This window comes from Rhizobium binxianense, assembly GCF_028994275.1.
Lineage (GTDB): Bacteria > Pseudomonadota > Alphaproteobacteria > Rhizobiales > Rhizobiaceae > Rhizobium > Rhizobium binxianense.
Map to the genome: position 1 here is coordinate 71766 of NZ_CP118713.1, position 18194 is coordinate 89959.

General features: G+C 61.8%; 18 protein-coding genes and 1 tRNA gene. 8 read left to right on the forward strand and 11 right to left on the reverse strand.

Translation table 11 applies throughout. The features are described 5' to 3' along the window. Nucleotides 1-46 precede the first annotated feature (46 nt). Both PO860_RS00360 and argB read right to left on the reverse strand, forming a co-directional pair. The gene (locus PO860_RS00360; protein WP_273883667.1) at nucleotides 47-1195 is read right to left on the reverse strand and encodes an alpha-hydroxy acid oxidase; all 1149 of its coding nucleotides are present in this window, start codon (nucleotides 1193-1195) and stop codon (nucleotides 47-49) included. A 281-nt stretch (nucleotides 1196-1476) separates the two neighbouring features. Continuing rightward, entirely contained in the window at nucleotides 1477-2364 is an 888-nt protein-coding gene (gene argB / locus PO860_RS00365; RefSeq protein ID WP_010065789.1) for an acetylglutamate kinase, read from the reverse strand. A 142-nt stretch (nucleotides 2365-2506) separates the two neighbouring features. Between argB and PO860_RS00370 the strand changes: the two genes are divergently transcribed. The 3 genes from PO860_RS00370 to PO860_RS00380 all read left to right on the forward strand — a co-directional run bounded on the left by PO860_RS00370 (nucleotide 2507) and on the right by PO860_RS00380 (nucleotide 4459). Continuing rightward, on the forward strand, nucleotides 2507-3046 hold the full coding sequence (locus PO860_RS00370) for a sigma-70 family RNA polymerase sigma factor (protein ID WP_183605494.1): 540 nt from the start codon (nucleotides 2507-2509) through the stop codon (nucleotides 3044-3046). Beyond that, nucleotides 3043-3762: an anti-sigma factor gene (locus PO860_RS00375; protein ID WP_183605495.1), complete on the forward strand. Its 720-nt coding sequence runs from the start codon at nucleotides 3043-3045 to the stop codon at nucleotides 3760-3762. The genes PO860_RS00370 and PO860_RS00375 overlap by 4 nt, the downstream gene beginning before the upstream one ends. Before the next feature lie 142 nt (nucleotides 3763-3904). After that, the gene (locus tag PO860_RS00380; RefSeq protein WP_183605496.1) at nucleotides 3905-4459 is read left to right on the forward strand and encodes a fasciclin domain-containing protein; all 555 of its coding nucleotides are present in this window, start codon (nucleotides 3905-3907) and stop codon (nucleotides 4457-4459) included. Between the two features lie 114 nt (nucleotides 4460-4573). On the opposite strand, the gene PO860_RS00385 is transcribed toward PO860_RS00380, so the two are convergent. From PO860_RS00385 to rpmH, 7 genes are all read right to left on the reverse strand, one after another. Then, nucleotides 4574-5650: a sensor histidine kinase gene (locus PO860_RS00385; RefSeq protein WP_183605497.1), complete on the reverse strand. Its 1077-nt coding sequence runs from the start codon at nucleotides 5648-5650 to the stop codon at nucleotides 4574-4576. 243 nt (nucleotides 5651-5893) lie between these two features. After that, nucleotides 5894-6169: a hypothetical protein gene (locus PO860_RS00390; RefSeq protein WP_183606627.1), complete on the reverse strand. Its 276-nt coding sequence runs from the start codon at nucleotides 6167-6169 to the stop codon at nucleotides 5894-5896. Nucleotides 6170-6407: 238 nt separating this feature from the next. Continuing rightward, nucleotides 6408-6617, reverse strand: a complete 210-nt coding sequence (locus tag PO860_RS00395; protein ID WP_183605498.1) for a cold-shock protein — start codon at nucleotides 6615-6617, stop codon at nucleotides 6408-6410. A gap of 259 nt (nucleotides 6618-6876) precedes the next feature. Further along, a complete protein-coding gene (gene yihA / locus PO860_RS00400) occupies nucleotides 6877-7530 on the reverse strand; it encodes a ribosome biogenesis GTP-binding protein YihA/YsxC (protein WP_183605499.1) in 654 nt (217 codons plus the stop codon). A gap of 153 nt (nucleotides 7531-7683) precedes the next feature. Beyond that, entirely contained in the window at nucleotides 7684-9477 is a 1794-nt protein-coding gene (gene yidC / locus PO860_RS00405; protein ID WP_183605500.1) for a membrane protein insertase YidC, read from the reverse strand. Then, the gene (rnpA, locus tag PO860_RS00410) at nucleotides 9477-9878 is read right to left on the reverse strand and encodes a ribonuclease P protein component (RefSeq protein ID WP_097616948.1); all 402 of its coding nucleotides are present in this window, start codon (nucleotides 9876-9878) and stop codon (nucleotides 9477-9479) included. The genes yidC and rnpA overlap by 1 nt, the downstream gene beginning before the upstream one ends. Before the next feature lie 21 nt (nucleotides 9879-9899). Further along, nucleotides 9900-10034, reverse strand: coding sequence for a 50S ribosomal protein L34 (rpmH, locus tag PO860_RS00415; protein WP_003570740.1), 135 nt, complete (start codon nucleotides 10032-10034; stop codon nucleotides 9900-9902). A 436-nt stretch (nucleotides 10035-10470) separates the two neighbouring features. On the opposite strand from rpmH, the gene PO860_RS00420 reads away from it, so the two are divergent. After that, nucleotides 10471-12468 (forward strand): methyl-accepting chemotaxis protein, encoded by a 1998-nt coding sequence (locus PO860_RS00420; protein ID WP_183605501.1) that lies wholly within the window; start codon nucleotides 10471-10473, stop codon nucleotides 12466-12468. A gap of 128 nt (nucleotides 12469-12596) precedes the next feature. On the opposite strand, the gene PO860_RS00425 is transcribed toward PO860_RS00420, so the two are convergent. Then, complete coding sequence (locus tag PO860_RS00425; RefSeq protein WP_430523286.1) at nucleotides 12597-13331, reverse strand: integrase core domain-containing protein; 735 nt, start codon at nucleotides 13329-13331, stop codon at nucleotides 12597-12599. A 381-nt stretch (nucleotides 13332-13712) separates the two neighbouring features. Here PO860_RS00425 and PO860_RS00430 point away from each other — a divergent pair, with 381 nt between their 5' ends. Further along, the gene (locus tag PO860_RS00430; RefSeq protein WP_273883664.1) at nucleotides 13713-15233 is read left to right on the forward strand and encodes an ATP-binding protein; all 1521 of its coding nucleotides are present in this window, start codon (nucleotides 13713-13715) and stop codon (nucleotides 15231-15233) included. A 121-nt stretch (nucleotides 15234-15354) separates the two neighbouring features. Further along, nucleotides 15355-15431 (forward strand) — tRNA-Arg (locus tag PO860_RS00435). A 283-nt stretch (nucleotides 15432-15714) separates the two neighbouring features. Here the strand turns inward: PO860_RS00435 and PO860_RS00440 are convergent. Further along, nucleotides 15715-16590 (reverse strand): LysR substrate-binding domain-containing protein, encoded by an 876-nt coding sequence (locus PO860_RS00440; protein WP_183605503.1) that lies wholly within the window; start codon nucleotides 16588-16590, stop codon nucleotides 15715-15717. 115 nt (nucleotides 16591-16705) lie between these two features. On the opposite strand from PO860_RS00440, the gene PO860_RS00445 reads away from it, so the two are divergent. Together PO860_RS00445 and PO860_RS00450 are read left to right on the forward strand one after the other, a co-directional pair. Next, entirely contained in the window at nucleotides 16706-17410 is a 705-nt protein-coding gene (locus PO860_RS00445) for an SDR family oxidoreductase (RefSeq protein WP_183605504.1), read from the forward strand. Nucleotides 17411-17418: 8 nt separating this feature from the next. Then, entirely contained in the window at nucleotides 17419-18027 is a 609-nt protein-coding gene (locus PO860_RS00450; protein WP_273883663.1) for a pyridoxamine 5'-phosphate oxidase family protein, read from the forward strand. Nucleotides 18028-18194 lie beyond the last annotated feature (167 nt).

An 18194-nucleotide genomic window follows, 5' to 3' on the forward strand; every position in this document is an offset into this window, starting at 1 on the left:
CGCATCCCACGAAGGGCTGCGGCCCGGAATCACATTCCGCTTGTGCTCAGGAACGGAAGCGCAGATTGCGCCGGGTCAGCTGGTCGACCGAGGTACAGCCCATCAGCTTCATGTCGCGTTCGATCTCGGTGCGCATCGTCTCCAGCGCCCGTTCGACGCCGGGCTGTCCGGCGGCGGCCAGTGGGAAGAGATAGTAGCGGCCGAGCCCGACCGCCTTTGCTCCCAGCGACAGCGCTTTAAGAACATGCGTTCCCCGCTGCACGCCGCCATCCATCATCACGTCGATCCGATCGCCGACGGCATCGACGATCTCGGCGAGCTGGTCGAAAGCGCTGCGCGAACCGTCGAGCTGGCGGCCGCCATGGTTGGACAGCACGATGCCGGTGCAGCCGATCTCGACGGCGCGTTTGGCGTCTTCGACCGACATGATGCCCTTCAGGCAGAATTGCCCGCCCCAGGCCTGCACCATGTCGGCCACGTCGTTCCACGACATGGAGGGATCGAGCATCTCGGTGAAGTATCGGCTGATCGACAGCGCACCGCCGTCCATCTTCACGTGGTTTTCAAGCTGCGGCAGCCGGAAAGCCTCGTGCGTCATCCAGTCGATCGCCCAGGACGGCTTGATCGCAAATTGCATCATGCCGGCGAGATTGAGCTTGAAGGGAATGGCAAATCCCGTGCGCTTGTCGCGCTCGCGGTTGCCGCCGGTGATGCTGTCGACCGTCAGCATCATCGCCTGCACGCCGGCATTCTTGGCCCGCGCCATCATTTCGTGGTTGAGGCCGCGGTCCTTGTGGAAATAGAATTGATAGACCTGCGGCCCGCTGCTGATCCGTCGCGCTTCCTCCAGGCTGATCGTGCCGAGCGAGGAGACGCCGAACATCGTGCCGTGTTTTCCCGCCGCCGCCGCGACCGCCCGCTCCCCCTGGTGATGGAACAGCCGCTGCAGCGCCGTCGGCGAGCAATAGACCGGCATGGCCAGCTTCTGGCCCATGACGGTCACCGACATATCGACCTCGGCCACCCCGCGCAAAACGTCGGGCACCAGATCGCACGCCTCGAAGGCCGCGCTATTGCGCCGATAGGTCACCTCGTCATCGGCAGCACCATCGATATAGTCGAAGATCGGCCCGGGAAGCCGCCGTTTGGCCATGCGCCGGAAATCGTGAAAATTATAGCAGTCTGTGAGGCGCATCTTTTTGCTCGACCCATTTGTTTCGGGCCGCAACCTAAAGCACGATTCGAAATCTTGCCAAGGCTAGATCGTGCGATTTGCGGCCTGTCGGAGCGGATATCGTTGCTTGGGAGGTTTGCAGGGACACGCCTGATGATGGTCAGTCGCTATCCCCGCGGCATCCTCCGACGCCTCTGCTCCCCCCCGCGGCATCCCCCAACATCCCTCACATCCCAAGCGCGCAGCCCGCAGGGCGGAGTCTCGAAGGATACGCCGCAGCGCTGCTCCTTGCGCAGTCTCGCTCAGGGAACGATCAGCGTTCCGATGCCGTGCTCGGTGAAGATCTCGAGCAGCACGGAATGGGCGGTCTTGCCGTTCAGGATGACCACACCCTGGACGCCGGCCTTGATCGCATCGATGCAGGTCTCGACCTTCGGGATCATGCCGCCGGAGATCGTGCCGTCGGCGATCAGCGCATGCGCTTCGGCGACGGAAAGCTCCTTGATCAGCTGGCCGTTTTTGTCGAGTACCCCGGGCACATCGGTCAGGAAGAGCAGCCGGGTGGCGTTGAGCGCCCCGGCAATGGCGCCGGCGAAGGTATCGGCATTGATGTTGTAGGTGGCGCCGTCGCGGCCGGGGGCGACGGGTGCGATCACCGGAATCATCTCGGAGCGGGCGAGCAGATCGAGCAGCGTGCGGTCGACTTCGACCACTTCGCCGACGAAGCCGAGATCGAGCACGCGTTCGATGTTGGAATCCGGGTCCTTGACGGTCTTGCGCGCCTTTTCGGCGAAGACCATGTTGCCGTCTTTGCCGCAAAGTCCGATCGCCCATTCGCCGGTCTGGTTGATCAGCGCGACGATTTCCTTGTTGATCGAGCCGGCCAGCACCATCTCGACGATCTCGACCGTCTTTTGGTCGGTGACGCGAAGCCCGCCTTCGAATTTCGATTCGATGCCCATCTTGTTCAGCATGGCGCCGATCTGCGGGCCGCCGCCGTGAACGACGATCGGGTTGACGCCCGATTGCTTCAACAGCGCGATATCGCTGGCAAAGGCCTTGCCGAGCTCGGGATTGCCCATGGCGTGGCCGCCATATTTCACGACAATCGTCTTGTTCTCGTAACGCTGCATGAAGGGCAGCGCCTTGGCCAGAAGCCGTGCCTGCAGTTCGCTTTCGGACTCGTTCATGGGGACCCCGCAGAATTGTTCGCGGCCTTTTATCGCAAGTTTCCGACAGAGGGAATAATCCAGAGGGCAATAGTTTATCGTATCTGGCGCGGAGCAGGACGCTGTCGCCGTCCGGCAGCGCAAGCATGATATGAGGAACGGCATGCAAGGCGATGACATTGCAGACCTGATCGGCCGCGTCGCGCTCGGCGACCGCAGGGCCTTTGTGGCCCTCTACAACCAGACCGGACCGAAACTTTTTGCGATCTGCCTGCGTATCTTGAAGGATCGCACGGAAGCCGAAGAAGCCTTGCAAGAAGTTTATATCAGCATCTGGCAACGGGCCCGAAGCTTCCAGGCAGCCACGGGTTCGTCCTCGGCGTGGCTCTCGGCGATTGCCCGCAACCGGTCGATCGATACGCTGCGGGCGCGCAAACCTGTCGCCGACGAACTCGACAGCGCCTACGATCTTGCCGATGCCTTGCCCGACCCGGAAATGCAGACGATGACGAAGGATGAAGGAAGGCGGATTGACACCTGCATGGAAGAGTTGGAAGCTGATCGTGCGGTCGCGGTGAAACGGGCTTATGTCGAAGGACTGAGCTATCAGGAACTGGCCGATCAGTTTGGTGTCCCGCTGAACACGATGCGGACCTGGCTCAGGCGCAGCCTCTTGAAACTGAGAGAGTGCATGGAACGATGACATCGCCCGACAAAAGCAAGGGAGACCGCTCCCGCGACGAGGTTCTCGCCGGCGAATATGTGCTTGGCGTCCTGTCGCTGCAGGACCGGCGGGTGGTGGAAGAGCGCATGCGCCACGATCGGCCCTTCGCCGCCATCGTCAGCCGCTGGGAGACCAATCTTTCCGCCTTCAATGACGAGTATGAAGCCGCTGCTCCAAGCCGGGAAACCTTCAAACAGATCGAGGCGCGGCTTTTCGGCGATGCTGGAAAACCCGCATCCTTTTCACAAGGGCTCTGGAATTCGGCCGGTTTCTGGCGCTCGCTGAGCTTTGCCTGCATCGTTGTTGCCGTCAGCGCCGTCATCTTCGCTTCCGGCGTGGTGCCGCAGCCGCAGGGGCCGACACCGCTCGTGGCCTCGCTCTCCGGCCAGAACAACGCCATCAATCTTCTCGCCTCCTACGAACTGCAGAGCGGCCGGCTGAAGATCGTGCCGGTCGCCGCCGGCAAGCCGGAGGAGAAGTCGCTGGAACTCTGGCTGGTGCCGGGCAGCGGCCTGCCGAAATCGCTGGGCGTCTTCCAGCCGGGCGAGAGCGGTGAACTGGTCATACCCGCCGATCTGCGCAGCCAACTCGCCGACGGCGCGACCCTTGCCGTCAGCCTCGAACCTTTCGGCGGCTCACCAACCGGCCAGGCGACCGGTCCGGTGATCGCAAGCGGCCCCCTGCATCGGCCATGATCGGGCGCCGGCCGTCAATCGCCCCGCCCGTAAAATCATTTTCTCCTCTCTGAAACTCTTCGGCGCAAACCGCCGTAGTTCGAAATGTCCGGACGACGCTCAGGCATAAGGCCCGCGGATGCTGTCCGGTGAGGAGAAAATCATGATCAAGTCCGTATTGCGCGGCTTCGCGCTCGCCACCGCCCTGTCCGCCGTCGCCTTTGCTGCCGCCAAGAACCCGATCGTCGGCGGTGCGGCGATGTTCGACAGCAAGAACATCATCGAAAACGCCGTGAATTCCAAGGATCACACGACCCTGGTCGCAGCCGTCAAGGCCGCCGGCCTGGTCGGCACGCTCGAGGGTAAAGGCCCCTTCACCGTCTTCGCGCCGACCAACGAGGCTTTCGCCGCCCTGCCGAAGGGCACCGTCGACACGCTGCTGAAGCCGGAAAACAAGGCGACGCTGACCAAGGTGCTGACCTGCCATGTCGTGGCCGCCGATGCGATGGCCAAGACCGTTGCCAAGATGATCAGGGATGACGGCGGCGAGCACGACATCAAGACCGTCGGCGGCTGCGTGCTGAAAGCCAAGGAGAGCAAGGGTAAGATCACGCTGACCGATGAAAACGGCGGTGTCTCGCATGTGACGATCGCCGACGTCAAACAGTCGAACGGCGTCATCCACGTCGTCGACAAGGTGCTGCTGCCGAAGATGTAAGCCGGCGCGTGACACATGGGGCGCTCTTCGGGGCGCCCCTGATGCCAGCGAGATGATGCGTGCTGTCTGAAATCTAATGCGTCCAGGAGAGGGGTGCGATAACCGCTGAGGAGGCTATTGGGCCGCTTCGGTTCTCGGGAAGACGAGTGAGACACTCATGCCGGTGTGCGGCGACGAGGTCACCTCCACTTCGGCGCGGGCATTTTGTTTCAGGGACTGTACGATCATCGCGCTCAGCTTGCCGGGATGCGGCCAGGTCACATCTGGAGGAAGACCGATCCCGTTATCGGCGACGGTGATCCTGCACCCGGTATCGCTGACGACACAGCGAAGCGTGATCTCCCCGCCATCACGCCCGACGAAGGCATGTTTGAGCGTATTGGTGAGGAGTTCGTTGATGACAAGTCCGGCCGGCATGGCCACATTGACCGAAACCGGCCAGGTATCGACCTTCATGTCCAGCCGGATACCTTCCACTGCGTGGGCCGCCATCACCGAGGCGGCGATTTGGCTCACATAGGTGCCAAGATCGATTGTCCCGCCCTTTTCTTCGTCTGATAGCGAGCGATAGAGAAGAGCCAAGGCTTCAATCCGCCCGGCAAGGCGTGCAAACCTTTCGCTTTCCTCACTCTGCTGAGCATTGCGCGCCTCCATCCGGATGAGCGCCGTGATCATCTGAAGATTGTTCTTCACGCGGTGCTGAAGTTCGCGCAGGAGGACATCTTTCTCCGTCAGCAACTCGTTGAAGCTCTGATCAGCCGCTGCCTCATTGCGAGCCGCAAAGGCCACCAATCGGAAAAGCGGAGTGTCGTCGTCGTCGATGATGGTATTCGACCAGACATCGATTATCGCCGTGCTCTCAGCTTCGGCTGCCAGCGAGAAGGCACCAACATATTCCTCCGCAGAGGTCACAGCCGCGGTGAGCGTTGCTTCTCCTGAAACTGCGGTCGAATTCAATTCGATTTCCGACCAGCGTTTTCCCTGGACCTGCGTTGCCGCCAGCGTCGTCAGCCGCTCGAATTCGAGGTTGACGTAAATCAGCGCCTCGTTGCCGCCGAGTTCGGAGACGGCCACTGCGAATGGAACATGATCGAGAAAATGTCGAAACCGGTCGTCATCGAGGGCTTCGGCAAGATGAGGCAAATTGCCGACGCCTTCGGGCGAAAGGGGCTGGTCTTTGCTATCAGTCATCAAACATTACTCGCGGACACGGCTGCTCTTGCACAGCATGAGAGTGAAGGGTTGCTTTAAAAACTGCGGGGAGGCAAGCGCAATCAATGCCGGTCAGCCCATGCAGGCAGTTTCCGGCGCGGCGATTATCCCGGGCCGTGATCTAAAGCGGTTCAGCTTTAACGGAAGCGCAGAACCGCTCTATCCTTTTGTTTTTACGCAATTCCGGACGGAAAACCGCTTCGCATTTTTGCTGGAATTGCTCTAGGCCCGATCATATGTAAAGGACGTCAGCAGCATCGTGACGAAATTGCTGGCTTTATCCTTGACCAGGACTTCAGTCCATTCATCTGTCCCGCGCAGCCGCAAATCCGTGTAAATGCTGTCCACGGCCGCCTCTTCGATACGCTTGATATGCGTCTTGAATGATTCCTCGCCGCCGCCGTGATACATGTCTCGGATAACCATGCGTAAGATCTCCTGAATGGCGATCTGCCAAGCCGTATTGATCGCCTGAAGTTCCTTCGTATTCTCTGTCATCGATGCTTCCTTGGGTGCAAGTGGACCGTGAGCATCACCTGATTTCGCGATGTTCCGGAGATGGCGATGCGGTGAAGTCCATGTGCCGGAGACGATCTCCCGGTGACGGCGGATCGACCACGCTCGGCTTGCCTTGTGGTCGGAAAACAAAAAGGCCAGGCAAATCGCCTGGCCTTGAATTGATAACGTGCTTCCGGCAGTGCCAGTACATCCGTGGTCAAAGGAAAGCAGATATCGATTAAGCGTTCTGGAGATTGCAAGCGGACATTTTGCCAGACTTGCTGTCACGCTCAAGGTCGAAGCCGATCTTCTGGCCTTCGACGAGATCGCGCATTCCGGCGCGCTCGACGGCGGAGATGTGAACGAAGGCGTCAGCGTCGCCATTGTCAGGCTGAATGAAGCCGAAGCCTTTGGTGGAATTGAACCATTTAACTGTGCCAGTGGTCATGATGAACCCTTTCATAGCAATATTGAAGAACCGCAGCGCCAAGGCGATGCGGATGATGATAGCGATTTTTGAAAGGAAGTTCGTTCAGAGCACGGTGCCAATCGCGCGATAACCAAGCCAGCAAGCAAAATTCGATGATCGCTATCTAACTCAACAAAGCGGTGTCGTCAACTTTTAGTTTTCAATTGGCAGCATATTCAACGTTAGGATGTCGTGGAGAGCTTTACACCAAACAGGGCACCGCGTCGGGGCGCGCGCGCTATTTCCAGCGGGCGATGCCGACGGTTTCGGCGATCGCTTGGCGCAGTTCATCCAGCCCATCGCCCTTTTCGGACGAGGTGGACAGCACGCCGGGATAGGCGGCCGGCCGTTTGCGGATCTTTTCCGCGGTTTCGGCCAGCAGCTTCGGCACACCAGCCGCCTTGATCTTGTCGGTCTTGGTCAGCACGATCTGGTAGGAGACGGCCGCCTTGTCGAGCAGATCAAGCACGTCATCGTCGTTCTTCTTGATGCCGTGGCGGCTGTCGATCAGCACATAGACGCGCTTCAGCGTCGCGCGGCCGCGCAGATAGTCGAAAACCAGCTTGGTCCACTTGTCGACCTGCTCCTTCGGCGCCTGCGCATAACCGTAACCCGGCATGTCGACGATCGCCGTTGGCGGCAGGTCACCGCCTTCGCCGGAATAGCCGTCCGGAACGAAATAATTGAGTTCCTGCGTGCGCCCCGGCGTGTTCGAGGTGCGCGCCAAGCCTTTCTGGCCGACCAGCGCGTTGATCAGCGATGACTTGCCGACATTCGAACGCCCGGCGAAGGCCACCTCAAGCGGCCCTTCCGGCGGCAGGAAGTTGAGCGATGGGACGCCGCGGATGAAAATCCATGGGTGGCCGAAGAGCGGCTTTTCGGTGTCTGGCATGCGGGCTCTGCAATCTCTGGGTTCGGTCTTTTACCGGGCTTCGTGGTTTTGCGGACGGATGTCAAGCTTTGCGGCGGTTCGCAGGCGATGCTTCGCCGCCGTCGTCGGCCCACCGGAAACGGAAAGCCCCGCCGGAGCGGGGCTTTGCAAGCGCTATTTCGATGGCGCCGGTTTTCGCCGGAACAGACCCTTCAGATTGTCGAACAGTTCGACCTTGACGCCGTGGCGCCTCATGATCACCGACTGCTGCGCCACCGAGAGCGTGTTGTTCCAAGCCCAGTAGATGACCAGGCCGGCCGGGAAGCTTGCCAGCATGAACATGAACACCAGCGGCATCCAGTTGAAGATCATCGCCTGGGTGGGATCGGGCGGCGTCGGGTTCATGCGCATCTGCAGGAACATGGTAACGCCCATGATCAGCGGCCAGACGCCAAGATGCAGCAGCGTCGGCGCCTCGAAGGGCAGCAGGCCGAAGAGATTGACGATCGTCGTCGGATCGGGCGCCGAAAGATCCTTGATCCAGCCGAAGAACGGCGCGTGCCGCATCTCGATGGTGATGTAGATCACCTTGTAGAGCGAGAAGAAGATCGGGATCTGCAGCGCCACCGGCCAGCAGCCGGCGATCGGATTTATCTTCTCGTCCTTATAGAGCTGCATCGTTGCCTGCTGCAGCCCCATGCGATCGTCGGCGAATTTCGCCTTCAGCTCTTCCATCTTCGGTTGCATGCGCTTCATGTTCGCCATCGAAGCATACTGCTTGCTGGCGAGTGGGAAGAACAGCGCCTTGACGACGATGGTAGTGCACAGGATCGCCACACCGAAATTGCCGAAGAAGCGATAGAAGAAGTCCATCAGCTTGAACATCGGCTTGGTGATGAAATAGAACCAGCCCCAGTCGATCAGGCGGTCGAACTTCGGGATCGAGTAGCTGGCCTCATAGCCGTCGATGACAGGCACTTCCTTGGCGCCGGCGAAAACGAGGTTCTTGAGTTCGATCGATTGGCCCGGCGCAACGGTGAAGGCATCTTCCTTATAGTCGGCCTGATAGCGGGGCTGACCGTCGGGAAAATGCGAGAAGCTTGCCTCATAGGGGCTAGTCTGCGGCGGAACGATCGTCGCGGCCCAGTATTTGTCGGTAATGCCGAGCCAGCCGCCGGTGGATTTAGCCGGTTTCACGGCTTCCTTCTCGGCGGCGGTATATTTGGTTTCCACCAGGCCGTCATCGCCGATCACCCCGATGAAGCCTTCATGCAGGACGTAGACCGACGGCGTCGTCGGCTTGTTGTAGCGCGTGACACGGCCGTAGGAATTGAGCGAGGCGGGCGCCTGGCCTGTATTCTCGATCTTGTCGGCGACGGTGAACATGTAGCGTTCGTCGACGGAGATGGTGCGGGTAAACGTCAGGCCCTTGTCATTGGTGTAGGTAAGCGTCACCGGCGTTTTCTCGGTGAGCTTGGCGCCCTCGGGCGCCGTCCAGAGCGTCGAGGGACCGGGAACGCTGCCTGTGGCGTCGCTGCCGATATAGCCGAGTTCGGTGAAGTAACCGTCCTTGGTTTCGGCCGGGCTGAACAGCGTGATGATCGGGCTCGAGTCGTCGACGGTCTCGTGATAGCCCTTAAGCTTCAGGTCGTCGAGGCGGGCGCCGGCAAGGTTGATCGAGCCGGAAAGTGCCGGGGTATCGATGACGACACGCGGGGACTTCTGCAGCGCCTGCTCGAGTGTCGCCGTCGCGGCCGCCTGGCTGGAAGGGGCGGCGCCGCTCGTCTGGGCCGGCGTCGCACCGCTTGCTGCGGGCTGCTGCGCCTGCTCGGTCTGCTGCTGCGCCTTCTGAGCTTCCTGCGCCTTGCGCTGGCTTTCGATGCGCGGATTCATATAGAGAAACTGCCAGCCGAGGACGATCAGCACCGAGAGAGCGATCGCAATGAAGTAATTGCGGTTGTTTTCCATCATACGTTCCTGGGGCGTCCGTCTCCGGAGCGCCGGTGTTTCGGCCTGGTTTCCACGCGAAATTTTAGTTCCGCGGCCAATTCTTTGAAGGACGCCTCAAGCACGTCCCTGCGCGCGACAACCACATAGTCGTGTCCGGGCTGCATTGCAAACCCCGCATGAAGCCGCACCGCCTCTTTCAGGCGGCGGCGCATGCGGTTCCGTTCGACCGCGTTGCCATGTTTTTTGGTGACTGTAAAACCGACACGGGCTTGGCTGTCGGGTTCCTTCCGGTCGAGGACTTCGAGCAGGAAGAGGCCGCCGCGGCGTTTTTCGCCTTCGCGCACGGCAAGAAACTGCGGGCGGCTTTTCAGCCGCCCGACAGTGTGTTTCTGGTCTTTGGTCGTCAATTCGCCCGCCATCTCTTACCGGGCAACCCGGCCTTAAGCCGAAAGACGCTTGCGGCCCTGCGCGCGGCGGCCGGCGATGACCTTGCGGCCACCCTTGGTGGACATGCGCGCACGGAAGCCGTGGCGACGCTTGCGAACAAGCTTGGATGGTTGGTAGGTACGCTTCATTTATTTAAACACCGCGGAGTGCGGCCCTTCTTGAATTTGCATAATGCAAGGAGCGTTGTTTTTCGAACGGGCGGGGCCATGAAAGGCCTGGGTGACCGAACGTGCGGCGGCTTATACGGATGAAGCCTGCGAAAGTCAATTATACCGGATAATTTCACTTTGCGGTGCTGCCCGACTGCCATTTTTCGCACTCTGGTGTTAAGAATTTCCACGCGCGCCGAACGGTTGTATCTTTTGTGGCAAGTACAGGTTGTTTATTGCGGATGGCTCGGTTTTCCAGCCCCGCTCGCGCCCGTCCTTCAAGTCGACACGGCGAATTTTCGTCGGTCATAATCGTAAACATTGGAAATCTAACTTTAATCAATTTCGCCGATATCTAGCGTCACGGGCTGGGAATTTGCTTTCCAGGCAGTGTTGGAACTAGGAGGGCATCGCATTGAAGATCCGCGGCAAAATTAATCTACTGGTTTGCGTGATGGGCGCGGTCGCGCTTTTGATCGGCGCAACGGCATTGTCGGCCATGCACGAATACAGCCGTAACCTGACGGCTTATGAGGAGGCCGCCGCCCGCGCCTATGCCGGCGAGCGCCTCAACCGTTTCGTCACGGCGGTGGTGATGGAATCGCGCGGCATCTATGCGGCCAAGACGATCAAGGATACGCCGAACTTCGCCAAGGGCCTGATGGCCGATCTCGATGAGATCGACAAGGTCATCGCGGGCTGGGCGCCGCTCGTTCGCGAGAGCGAGAAGGAGACGTTCGCCAAGCTCGTCGCTCGCGCCGCCGAATTCCGCACCTTCCGCACCGAAACCGCCCGCCTCGGTACCGAGGTCGGTCCCGAGGCCGCCAGCCAGCAGGGCAACACGGACGCCAACCGCGCCAACCGCAAGGCGTTCCAGGCGGAAATCGACGCGGTCGTTGCTACCGACAAGGCCGCCCTCGAGGCCGTCAACGCCGAAATCGAAAGTTTCCGCTCCTGGGTGCTGATGCTCGTCCTCAGCATTACCGGCATTGGCATCGCGGCCGGCATCGGCATGGGCTTTTATATCGGCACCAGCCATCTGAGCCGACCGATCAAGCGCGTCACCCATGCGATCAAGGCGGTCGCCGACGGCAATTTCGAAGCCGAGGTTCCCTTTGCCGGACGTCAGGACGAAATCGGCGAGATGGCCGCGGCCGTTGCGGTCTTCAAGGAGAACGGCCTGGCGATCAAGCGGCTGAACGCCCAGGAAGCGGCGATGCGCGCCAAGAGCGATGACCTGCAGTCGAGCATGTCCGTCGTCGTGGCTGCGGCTGCGGCCGGTGATTTCAGCCACCGCATCAATAAGGATTATGAGGACGACAACCTCAATCAGTTCGCCGGCAACATCAACACGCTGCTGTCGAGCGTCGATGCCGGCATCGGCGAGACCCGCCGCGTCATCGCCAGCCTTGCCGAGGGCGACCTCACCCAGACGATGAACGGCAACTTCCAGGGCGCCTTCGCCGAGCTGCAGCAAAACGTCAACAATACCTTCGTCACCCTGCAGGCGACCATGCGCGAAGTGCGCGAGACGACGGAAGGGATGAACGGCAACACCGCGGAACTGCGCAATGCCAGCGACGACCTGTCGAAGCGCACCGAGCAGCAGGCGGCCGCCCTCGAACAGACCTCGGCCGCCCTCGACGAAATCACCGCCGTCGTTCAGAATTCCACCGAGCGGGCGCATGAAGCAACCATCATGGTCTCCGAAGCCAAGGAGAATGCCGGCCGCTCCGGCGTCGTCGTCGGCAATGCCGTCGAGGCCATGGGCCGCATCGAGCAGGCGTCGCGCGAAATCAGCCAGATCATCAATGTCATCGACGAGATCGCCTTCCAGACCAACCTGCTGGCACTGAATGCCGGCGTCGAGGCGGCGCGCGCCGGAGAGGCCGGAAAGGGCTTTGCGGTGGTCGCCCAGGAAGTGCGCGAGCTCGCCCAGCGTTCGGCAACGGCCGCCAAGGACATCAAGGCGCTGATCACCAAGTCGGGCAACGAGGTGCAGGTCGGCGTCAAGCTCGTCCAGGCGACCGGCGAGGCGCTGGCGGAAATCGGCACCCGGGTCATCGCCATCAACGACCATATCCATTCGATCGCGACGGCGGCGACCGAACAGTCGACCGGCCTCAAGGAAGTCAACACCGCCGTCAACCAGATGGATCAGGTGACCCAGCAGAATGCGGCGATGGTGGAGGAAACCTCCGCGGCCACGCACCGGCTTTCGGCCGAAGCCAACGGGCTGGTGAGCCTGATTGCCCGCTTCAAACTCTCGGATGACGCGCCGGCACCTGTGGCGCTCGTCCGCAACGAGCCGCACCGGCCAGCCGCCTCTCCGGCTCGCCGCGCCATCGCCAAGGTCGCCCGCGCCTTCGGCGGCAATGCGGCAGCCGCCGAACAGAACTGGGAAGAGTTCTAAGGTTTACCGATCACACCGTCTTCCAACGCCGCCTCCGGGCGGCGTTAGTTTTTTCTGTCTGGACCGCATCGGGCTGAACGACCGGGTTGATGGTCGACACTTTGGACCGGGATGATACCTGACAGTTTTCATTCTGTCGTGTGTGCTGCTATCGGCCTCATCGGCCTGGACGGGCGCGGCGGAGCGAAGCGACGGAAGCGGCCGTCCAGGCCGATGAGGCCGATGTCGCGGTTGCAGAAGCGCACGACGTGACCGCCGTTTTCCAGCTCGCTCAGTCCGACGAGTTCGCCGGCAAGGGCTTCGCTGACGAACAGCCGGCCTCCCTTCCATTTGATCTCGCCGCTGTCACGTACACGGCGCACCTGGTGGTCGGCATCATACCAGGGATCGTCGAGACGCTCAGGCATCGCACGCGGCTGGCAGGGCCGATAGAGGTCGGCGGGCGGGCGTTGGCCCAGCGCTTCATGCGGGCGCTCCTCGTTGTAGTGCTGGCGGAAGGCATCGAAACGGACCTGCTGCTGGCCGGCATTGTCGGCCGGCGGTTTGGATGTCTGGGCCTTCAGAGTGCGATGCATGCGTTCGTGCCCCAGCTTGCGCGGCCCCATATGCGGAAACCGCCGGCGTAGCGCAATCACCTCTTCGGCAAGAGCTGACGGCGTGCGATGCGGGCACGAAACCGTGCCATGCGAGCGGTCGGCAAACCAGTCTTCCGCACCGCTCATCTGCCGCTTGCGCCAGGCATAAAATGTCTCCCGGCTCACACCGTAACGACGGCAAAGATCACTCACACTCCAATGCCCCGAAACATAGTCCGACAGCATCCGAACACGTTCTTCCATGCGACAAGTCTCCACAAATGGCATCGGAAGCCCTCCCTCCGACGCACTATGACTTGTCAACCATCAACCCGGTTCATTCTGTCAGGGATCAGCCCGGGCTGTACCGGGCAAAGACCCCGCCCCAAACCCCTCCCCACAAGGGGGAGGGGCTCAACCTGCCGCACCGGCGCTTCCGACTTCATCGTCTCATCCGCGGAAAGGCTGATATTTGCTGCGTGCGGGCGCCGCGAATTAGCCCTCCCCCTTGTGGGGAGGGGTTTGGGAGGGGACTTTTTCCTCCAGGCCGGGCGTTTCTTTGTGACGACGTGACGCTGCTCGCAAAGATTTGAAAGCGGAGGCTTTTGGTCTAATATAGAGCTCCAACGGTGAGGGCGGCCGACGTGCTGCCGATCGGGCGAGACCAGAATGCCGATTCAAAATCAGGGCGACAATCCTTCGGCGGAAACCCCCGCGGCCGGCGAGGCCGCAAGGGTGTCGTGCCCGTCTGCCGGCATGTTCGGCGGGCTGTCCGGCAAGCTGCTCTGGCTCACCGTCTTCTTCATCATGCTCGCCGAAATCCTGATTTTCTTCCCCTCGGTCGCCGGCATGCGCATCCGCTGGCTGGAGGACAGGCTGAACACGGCGGCCGCCGCCGCCATCGTCATCGACGGGCTGCAGCCGGTCGAGCTGCCGCGCGCGCTGCAGAAGGAAACGCTGGAGGCGACCGGCACCAAGGCGATCGTGCTGCGCAAGGACGGCACCTCGCGGCTCCTGGCGACGACCGATATGCCGACCTCGGTCGACGAGGCCTATGATCTCACCGACGTGCCGCCGGTGACGGCGATCCGCGATGCGCTCGACACCTTGATCTTCGGCGGCGCCAGGATGATCCGCGTCTACGGCCCCGTCGGCGACACCAATACCGGCGTCGAGGTGGTGATGAGGGACAGGCAGCTGCGCACGGCGATGTTTGCCTATTCCCGCAACGTCCTGCTGCTGTCGGTGCTGATCTCGCTCTTCACCGCGACGCTGATCTTCTTTGCGATCAACCGCATCCTCATCGGCCCGATCCGCCGGCTGACGGGCAGCATGCAGCAATTCTCCTCCGATCCCGAAAACCCCGCCCATATCTATATCGGCGACGGCGGCCGTGACGAACTGGCGGTCGCCGGCCGCAACCTCACCTCGATGCAGATGGAATTGCAGAAGACGCTGAAGCAGCAGAAGAACCTTGCCGCTCTCGGCCTCGCCGTCTCCAAGATCAATCACGACATGCGCAATATCCTGGCGTCGGCGCAGCTGATGTCGGATCGGCTGGTCGATGTCGATGATCCGATGGTCAAGAGCTTCGCCCCGAAGCTGCTGCGCACCATCGACCGCGCCGTCGGCTACACCACCGAGGTGCTGTCCTATGGCAAGGCCAGCGAATCGGCCCCGCGCCGCCGCCATATCCTGCTTTTGGAGCTCACCCAGGACGTCAAGGACATGCTGGCGATCGATCCGCAAAGCGGCATCGAATTCACCGAGCAGATCGGCGCCGATCTCAAGGTCGATGCCGACGGCGAGCAACTGTTCCGGGTCATCCACAATCTCTGCCGCAACGCGCTGCAGGCGCTGACCGCGCCGGGCGAGGCCGCCCCGGGCGCCGTCAGGCGCATCACCGTCGCCGCCCAGCGCGTCGGCAGCGTCGTCAGCATCACCGTCGATGATACCGGCCCCGGCATGCCTTTGAAGGCGCGCCAGAACCTCTTTGCCGCCTTCCGCGGTTCCGCCCGCTCCGGCGGCACCGGCTTAGGCCTCACCATCGCCCGCGAGCTGGTGCTCGCCCATGGCGGTACGATCGCGCTTGTGGAAAAACCGACGGTCGGCACGCAGTTCCGCATCGAGATCCCCGATCGCCCGGTTTCACTGGAGGATTACCGCAGCCGGACGCACAGCGAAAAGTGACAGGCTTCGGAAGGCGCTGATACAAACTGGCAAAGACGCGATTTTTTCAGAATTGCTCTTGCATTGTCCCGAAGGACGTTTTAGAGGATCGCCCACGCAAGCGGCACCGCCGCATTTGCACGCACCCGTAGCTCAGCTGGATAGAGCACCAGACTACGAATCTGGGGGTCAGGAGTTCGAATCTCTTCGGGTGCGCCATTTCTCTTCTGTCACTGCAGATCCGCGTTAACGCCTCGAACGGCAAGGTCAAACCGCCGTCCGTCCGAACCTTGCCCTGAGGCGGCTTGGCAGGCAGTTACAGGGCATGACAGAACAGACCCATGAAAAACCAACCCGCCGTGGGCCACTTCAAGTGGATGGATCCTCTGCTGCTCGCTATCGCCATCGTTCTGGCCGCCGCCTCATAGGCTGACGATCCTCCCCAGGGGCCCCCGAGACTTGCCGCCATGCGGGATAAAGCTCCCGGGTCTAGTCTAAACATCTAGCCGACCGATAACCGTGCTGCACACCAGTGCCATACCGCATCGACCGCCTTTCGCGGCGATGACGAGCGTTTGCGGATCAGGAAATAGTCGGGTTCGATTGTTGTGGTCGCATCCGTCACCCGCACCAGCCGCCCGGCCTCGAGATCCGCCGCCACGAAAGCCCGGCATGCCAGGGCGACGCCCTGGCCGGCGAGCGCCGCATCAAGCGCCAGCGTCGTGTGGTTGAACACGGCGCCCGGCAGCTTCTCGCGCGATCGCAGCACGAGCGGCCAGGGGCTGAGTGTGTCATGTAGGAGCGGCAGCTTGCGAAGCGCATCGGCTGTCAGAGGAAGGGCCAGGCCCTTGACCAGATGAGGGCTGGCGACGGCGACGAGTTCCTGGCGAAACAGCAGCCTCGCCTCCAGGGATGCCGGAAAAGGCTGGCGTGTCAGCCGCACCGCAATGTCCACCTGATCGCGATCGAAATCGGACAGCGCCTCGGTGGCGACCGTCCGTAGCTCCACGTCGGGAAGGGCCGCCTTGAGCTCGGCGAGGCGGGGGATCAACAGCTTGGCGGCGACCGTCGGGGTGACGCTGATCGTCACGGCATCAGGCCGTGCGAGCAGCCGACCCGTGGCGTCACTGAGTGTATCGAAGGCACGGGTCACATCGGCAAGATAGGCCGCCCCCTGCGGGGTCAGAGCCAGCCCACGCGCCAGCCGCTGAAACAACATCAGGCCGAGTTGATCTTCCAGCGCGCGCACCTGCTGCGCCACCGCCCCTTGCGAGACGCCCAGCTCCTCGGCGGCGGCGCGGAAATTCAACCTGCGGCCCGAGACCTCGAAGGCGCGCAGGGCATTCAGCGGCGGCAGCTTGCGGCGGGGTTGGACCATTGGTTTTCCGAGGGCATTCCAGTAGATTTTCTACAGTCTGACACGTTTCTTTCTGGCGCGAAAGTCGACGCTGTCTCTGGCATACTGCTGCGCAATTCAACGATTGGAGGCTCTGATGTCGAAAGAAAAAGTCGCTCTCATCACCGCAGGCGGTTCCGGCATGGGCGCCGCCGCCGCCAGAAAACTCGCTGGGGATGGCTATCGCATTGCGGTGCTGTCGTCGTCGGGTAAGGGCGAGGCGCTCGCCCGGGAATTGGGCGGCGTCGGCGTCACCGGCTCGAACCTGGTGAATGACGATGTGAAGCGGCTCGTCGATCTGGCGATGGAGACATGGGGGCGGATCGACGCGCTGGTCAACTCCGCCGGCCATGGCCCGCGGGCGCCGATCCTTGAAATATCAGACGAGGACTGGCACAAGGGCATGGAGGTCTATTTCCTGAGCGCCGTGCGGCCGATCCGGCTGGTCGCGCCGATCATGGAGGCTCAAGGGGGCGGCGCCATCGTCAACATCTCGACGGCATGGGCCTTCGAGCCTTCGGCGATGTTCCCAACTTCGGCGTTTGCCAGGGCGGGGCTGGCGAGCTTCACCAAGATCTTCGCGGATAGTTATGCGGCCAAGAACATCCGCATGAACAACGTCCTGCCCGGCTGGATCGACAGCCTGCCCGCCACCGACGAGCGGCGTGACAGCGTGCCGATGGGCCGCTATGGCACGGCCGAGGAAATCGCAGCGACGGTTGCCTTCCTGCTCTCCGAAGGCGCCGGCTACATCACCGGCCAGAATATCCGCGTCGATGGCGGCATTACCCGTTCCGTCTGAGCCAGGCCATGGAGACAGATCATGAGGCCGTGCCACCGAACCTTGCCGAGATAGACGCTTCTGCATGGCGAGAGCTGGAAACGGCGGCGTCAAACCCGCAGTCGGGTTTCCGGTTCTTGAACCTCTGCTCCGTCGATACCGAGGCCAGGCCGCAGGCGCGCATGGTGGTGCTGCGGCGCGCTGACCGGTCGTTGCGGCTTCTGGAGTTTCACACCGATGCGCGCAGCCCGAAATGGCGTGAGCTTTCGGCAAATCCCCATGCCACGGTCCTCGGCTTCTGCGCGCAGACGCAGTTGCAGTTTCGGCTTCAGGGGACGGTCGAACGCCATGCTCCTGGAAGTCATCAGGCCAACGCCGCCTGGGACAAGCTCTCGGCCTGGACGCGGATGACCTATGCCGGCGGTCCACCCGGCGACGAGCTTGGCTTTGACGCCGTTGATGAGGCGGCTCTGCCGAAGCCTGTGGATGCGGCTGAGGGAAAGCCGCATTTCGGCCTGTTGATCTTTCGCGCCCGGGCGCTGGACTGGTTCCAGTTGCGCCGGCAGGGCAACCGAAGAGCGCTGCTGACCTATGACGAGACGGGCGCTCTTGCAGCCAGCCAATGGGTCAATCCATGACAGGGATCGGTGGCGCCCTCACGGGCGCAGCCGCACGACAATCGAAGCTTCGGGAATCCGCAACTGTTCGGCGAGCGCCTGCTGCCGCCAGCGCGCATATTTGCCGATGAAGAAGATGGATAGTGCCGATGCTGCGATAATCGTTCTGCGCGAAGCTGCTTCAGGTT

Excerpts from the sequence above, each read along its gene's own strand:
- rnpA (WP_097616948.1), bottom strand. The coding sequence starts at position 9,878 with ATGGCGGGCGAATTGACGACCAAAGACCAGAAACACACTGTCGGGCGG.
- PO860_RS00430 (WP_273883664.1), top strand. The coding sequence starts at position 13,713 with ATGCCGATTCAAAATCAGGGCGACAATCCTTCGGCGGAAACCCCCGCG.
- PO860_RS00425 (WP_430523286.1), bottom strand. The coding sequence starts at position 13,331 with ATGCCATTTGTGGAGACTTGTCGCATGGAAGAACGTGTTCGGATGCTG.
- PO860_RS00360 (WP_273883667.1), bottom strand. The coding sequence starts at position 1,195 with ATGCGCCTCACAGACTGCTATAATTTTCACGATTTCCGGCGCATGGCC.
- rpmH (WP_003570740.1), bottom strand. The coding sequence starts at position 10,034 with ATGAAGCGTACCTACCAACCATCCAAGCTTGTTCGCAAGCGTCGCCAC.
- PO860_RS00440 (WP_183605503.1), bottom strand. The coding sequence starts at position 16,590 with ATGGTCCAACCCCGCCGCAAGCTGCCGCCGCTGAATGCCCTGCGCGCC.
- yidC (WP_183605500.1), bottom strand. The coding sequence starts at position 9,477 with ATGGAAAACAACCGCAATTACTTCATTGCGATCGCTCTCTCGGTGCTG.
- PO860_RS00450 (WP_273883663.1), top strand. The coding sequence starts at position 17,419 with ATGGAGACAGATCATGAGGCCGTGCCACCGAACCTTGCCGAGATAGAC.
- PO860_RS00380 (WP_183605496.1), top strand. The coding sequence starts at position 3,905 with ATGATCAAGTCCGTATTGCGCGGCTTCGCGCTCGCCACCGCCCTGTCC.
- PO860_RS00395 (WP_183605498.1), bottom strand. The coding sequence starts at position 6,617 with ATGACCACTGGCACAGTTAAATGGTTCAATTCCACCAAAGGCTTCGGC.
- yihA (WP_183605499.1), bottom strand. The coding sequence starts at position 7,530 with ATGCCAGACACCGAAAAGCCGCTCTTCGGCCACCCATGGATTTTCATC.
- PO860_RS00390 (WP_183606627.1), bottom strand. The coding sequence starts at position 6,169 with ATGACAGAGAATACGAAGGAACTTCAGGCGATCAATACGGCTTGGCAG.
- PO860_RS00375 (WP_183605495.1), top strand. The coding sequence starts at position 3,043 with ATGACATCGCCCGACAAAAGCAAGGGAGACCGCTCCCGCGACGAGGTT.
- PO860_RS00370 (WP_183605494.1), top strand. The coding sequence starts at position 2,507 with ATGCAAGGCGATGACATTGCAGACCTGATCGGCCGCGTCGCGCTCGGC.
- argB (WP_010065789.1), bottom strand. The coding sequence starts at position 2,364 with ATGAACGAGTCCGAAAGCGAACTGCAGGCACGGCTTCTGGCCAAGGCG.
- PO860_RS00445 (WP_183605504.1), top strand. The coding sequence starts at position 16,706 with ATGTCGAAAGAAAAAGTCGCTCTCATCACCGCAGGCGGTTCCGGCATG.
- PO860_RS00385 (WP_183605497.1), bottom strand. The coding sequence starts at position 5,650 with ATGACTGATAGCAAAGACCAGCCCCTTTCGCCCGAAGGCGTCGGCAAT.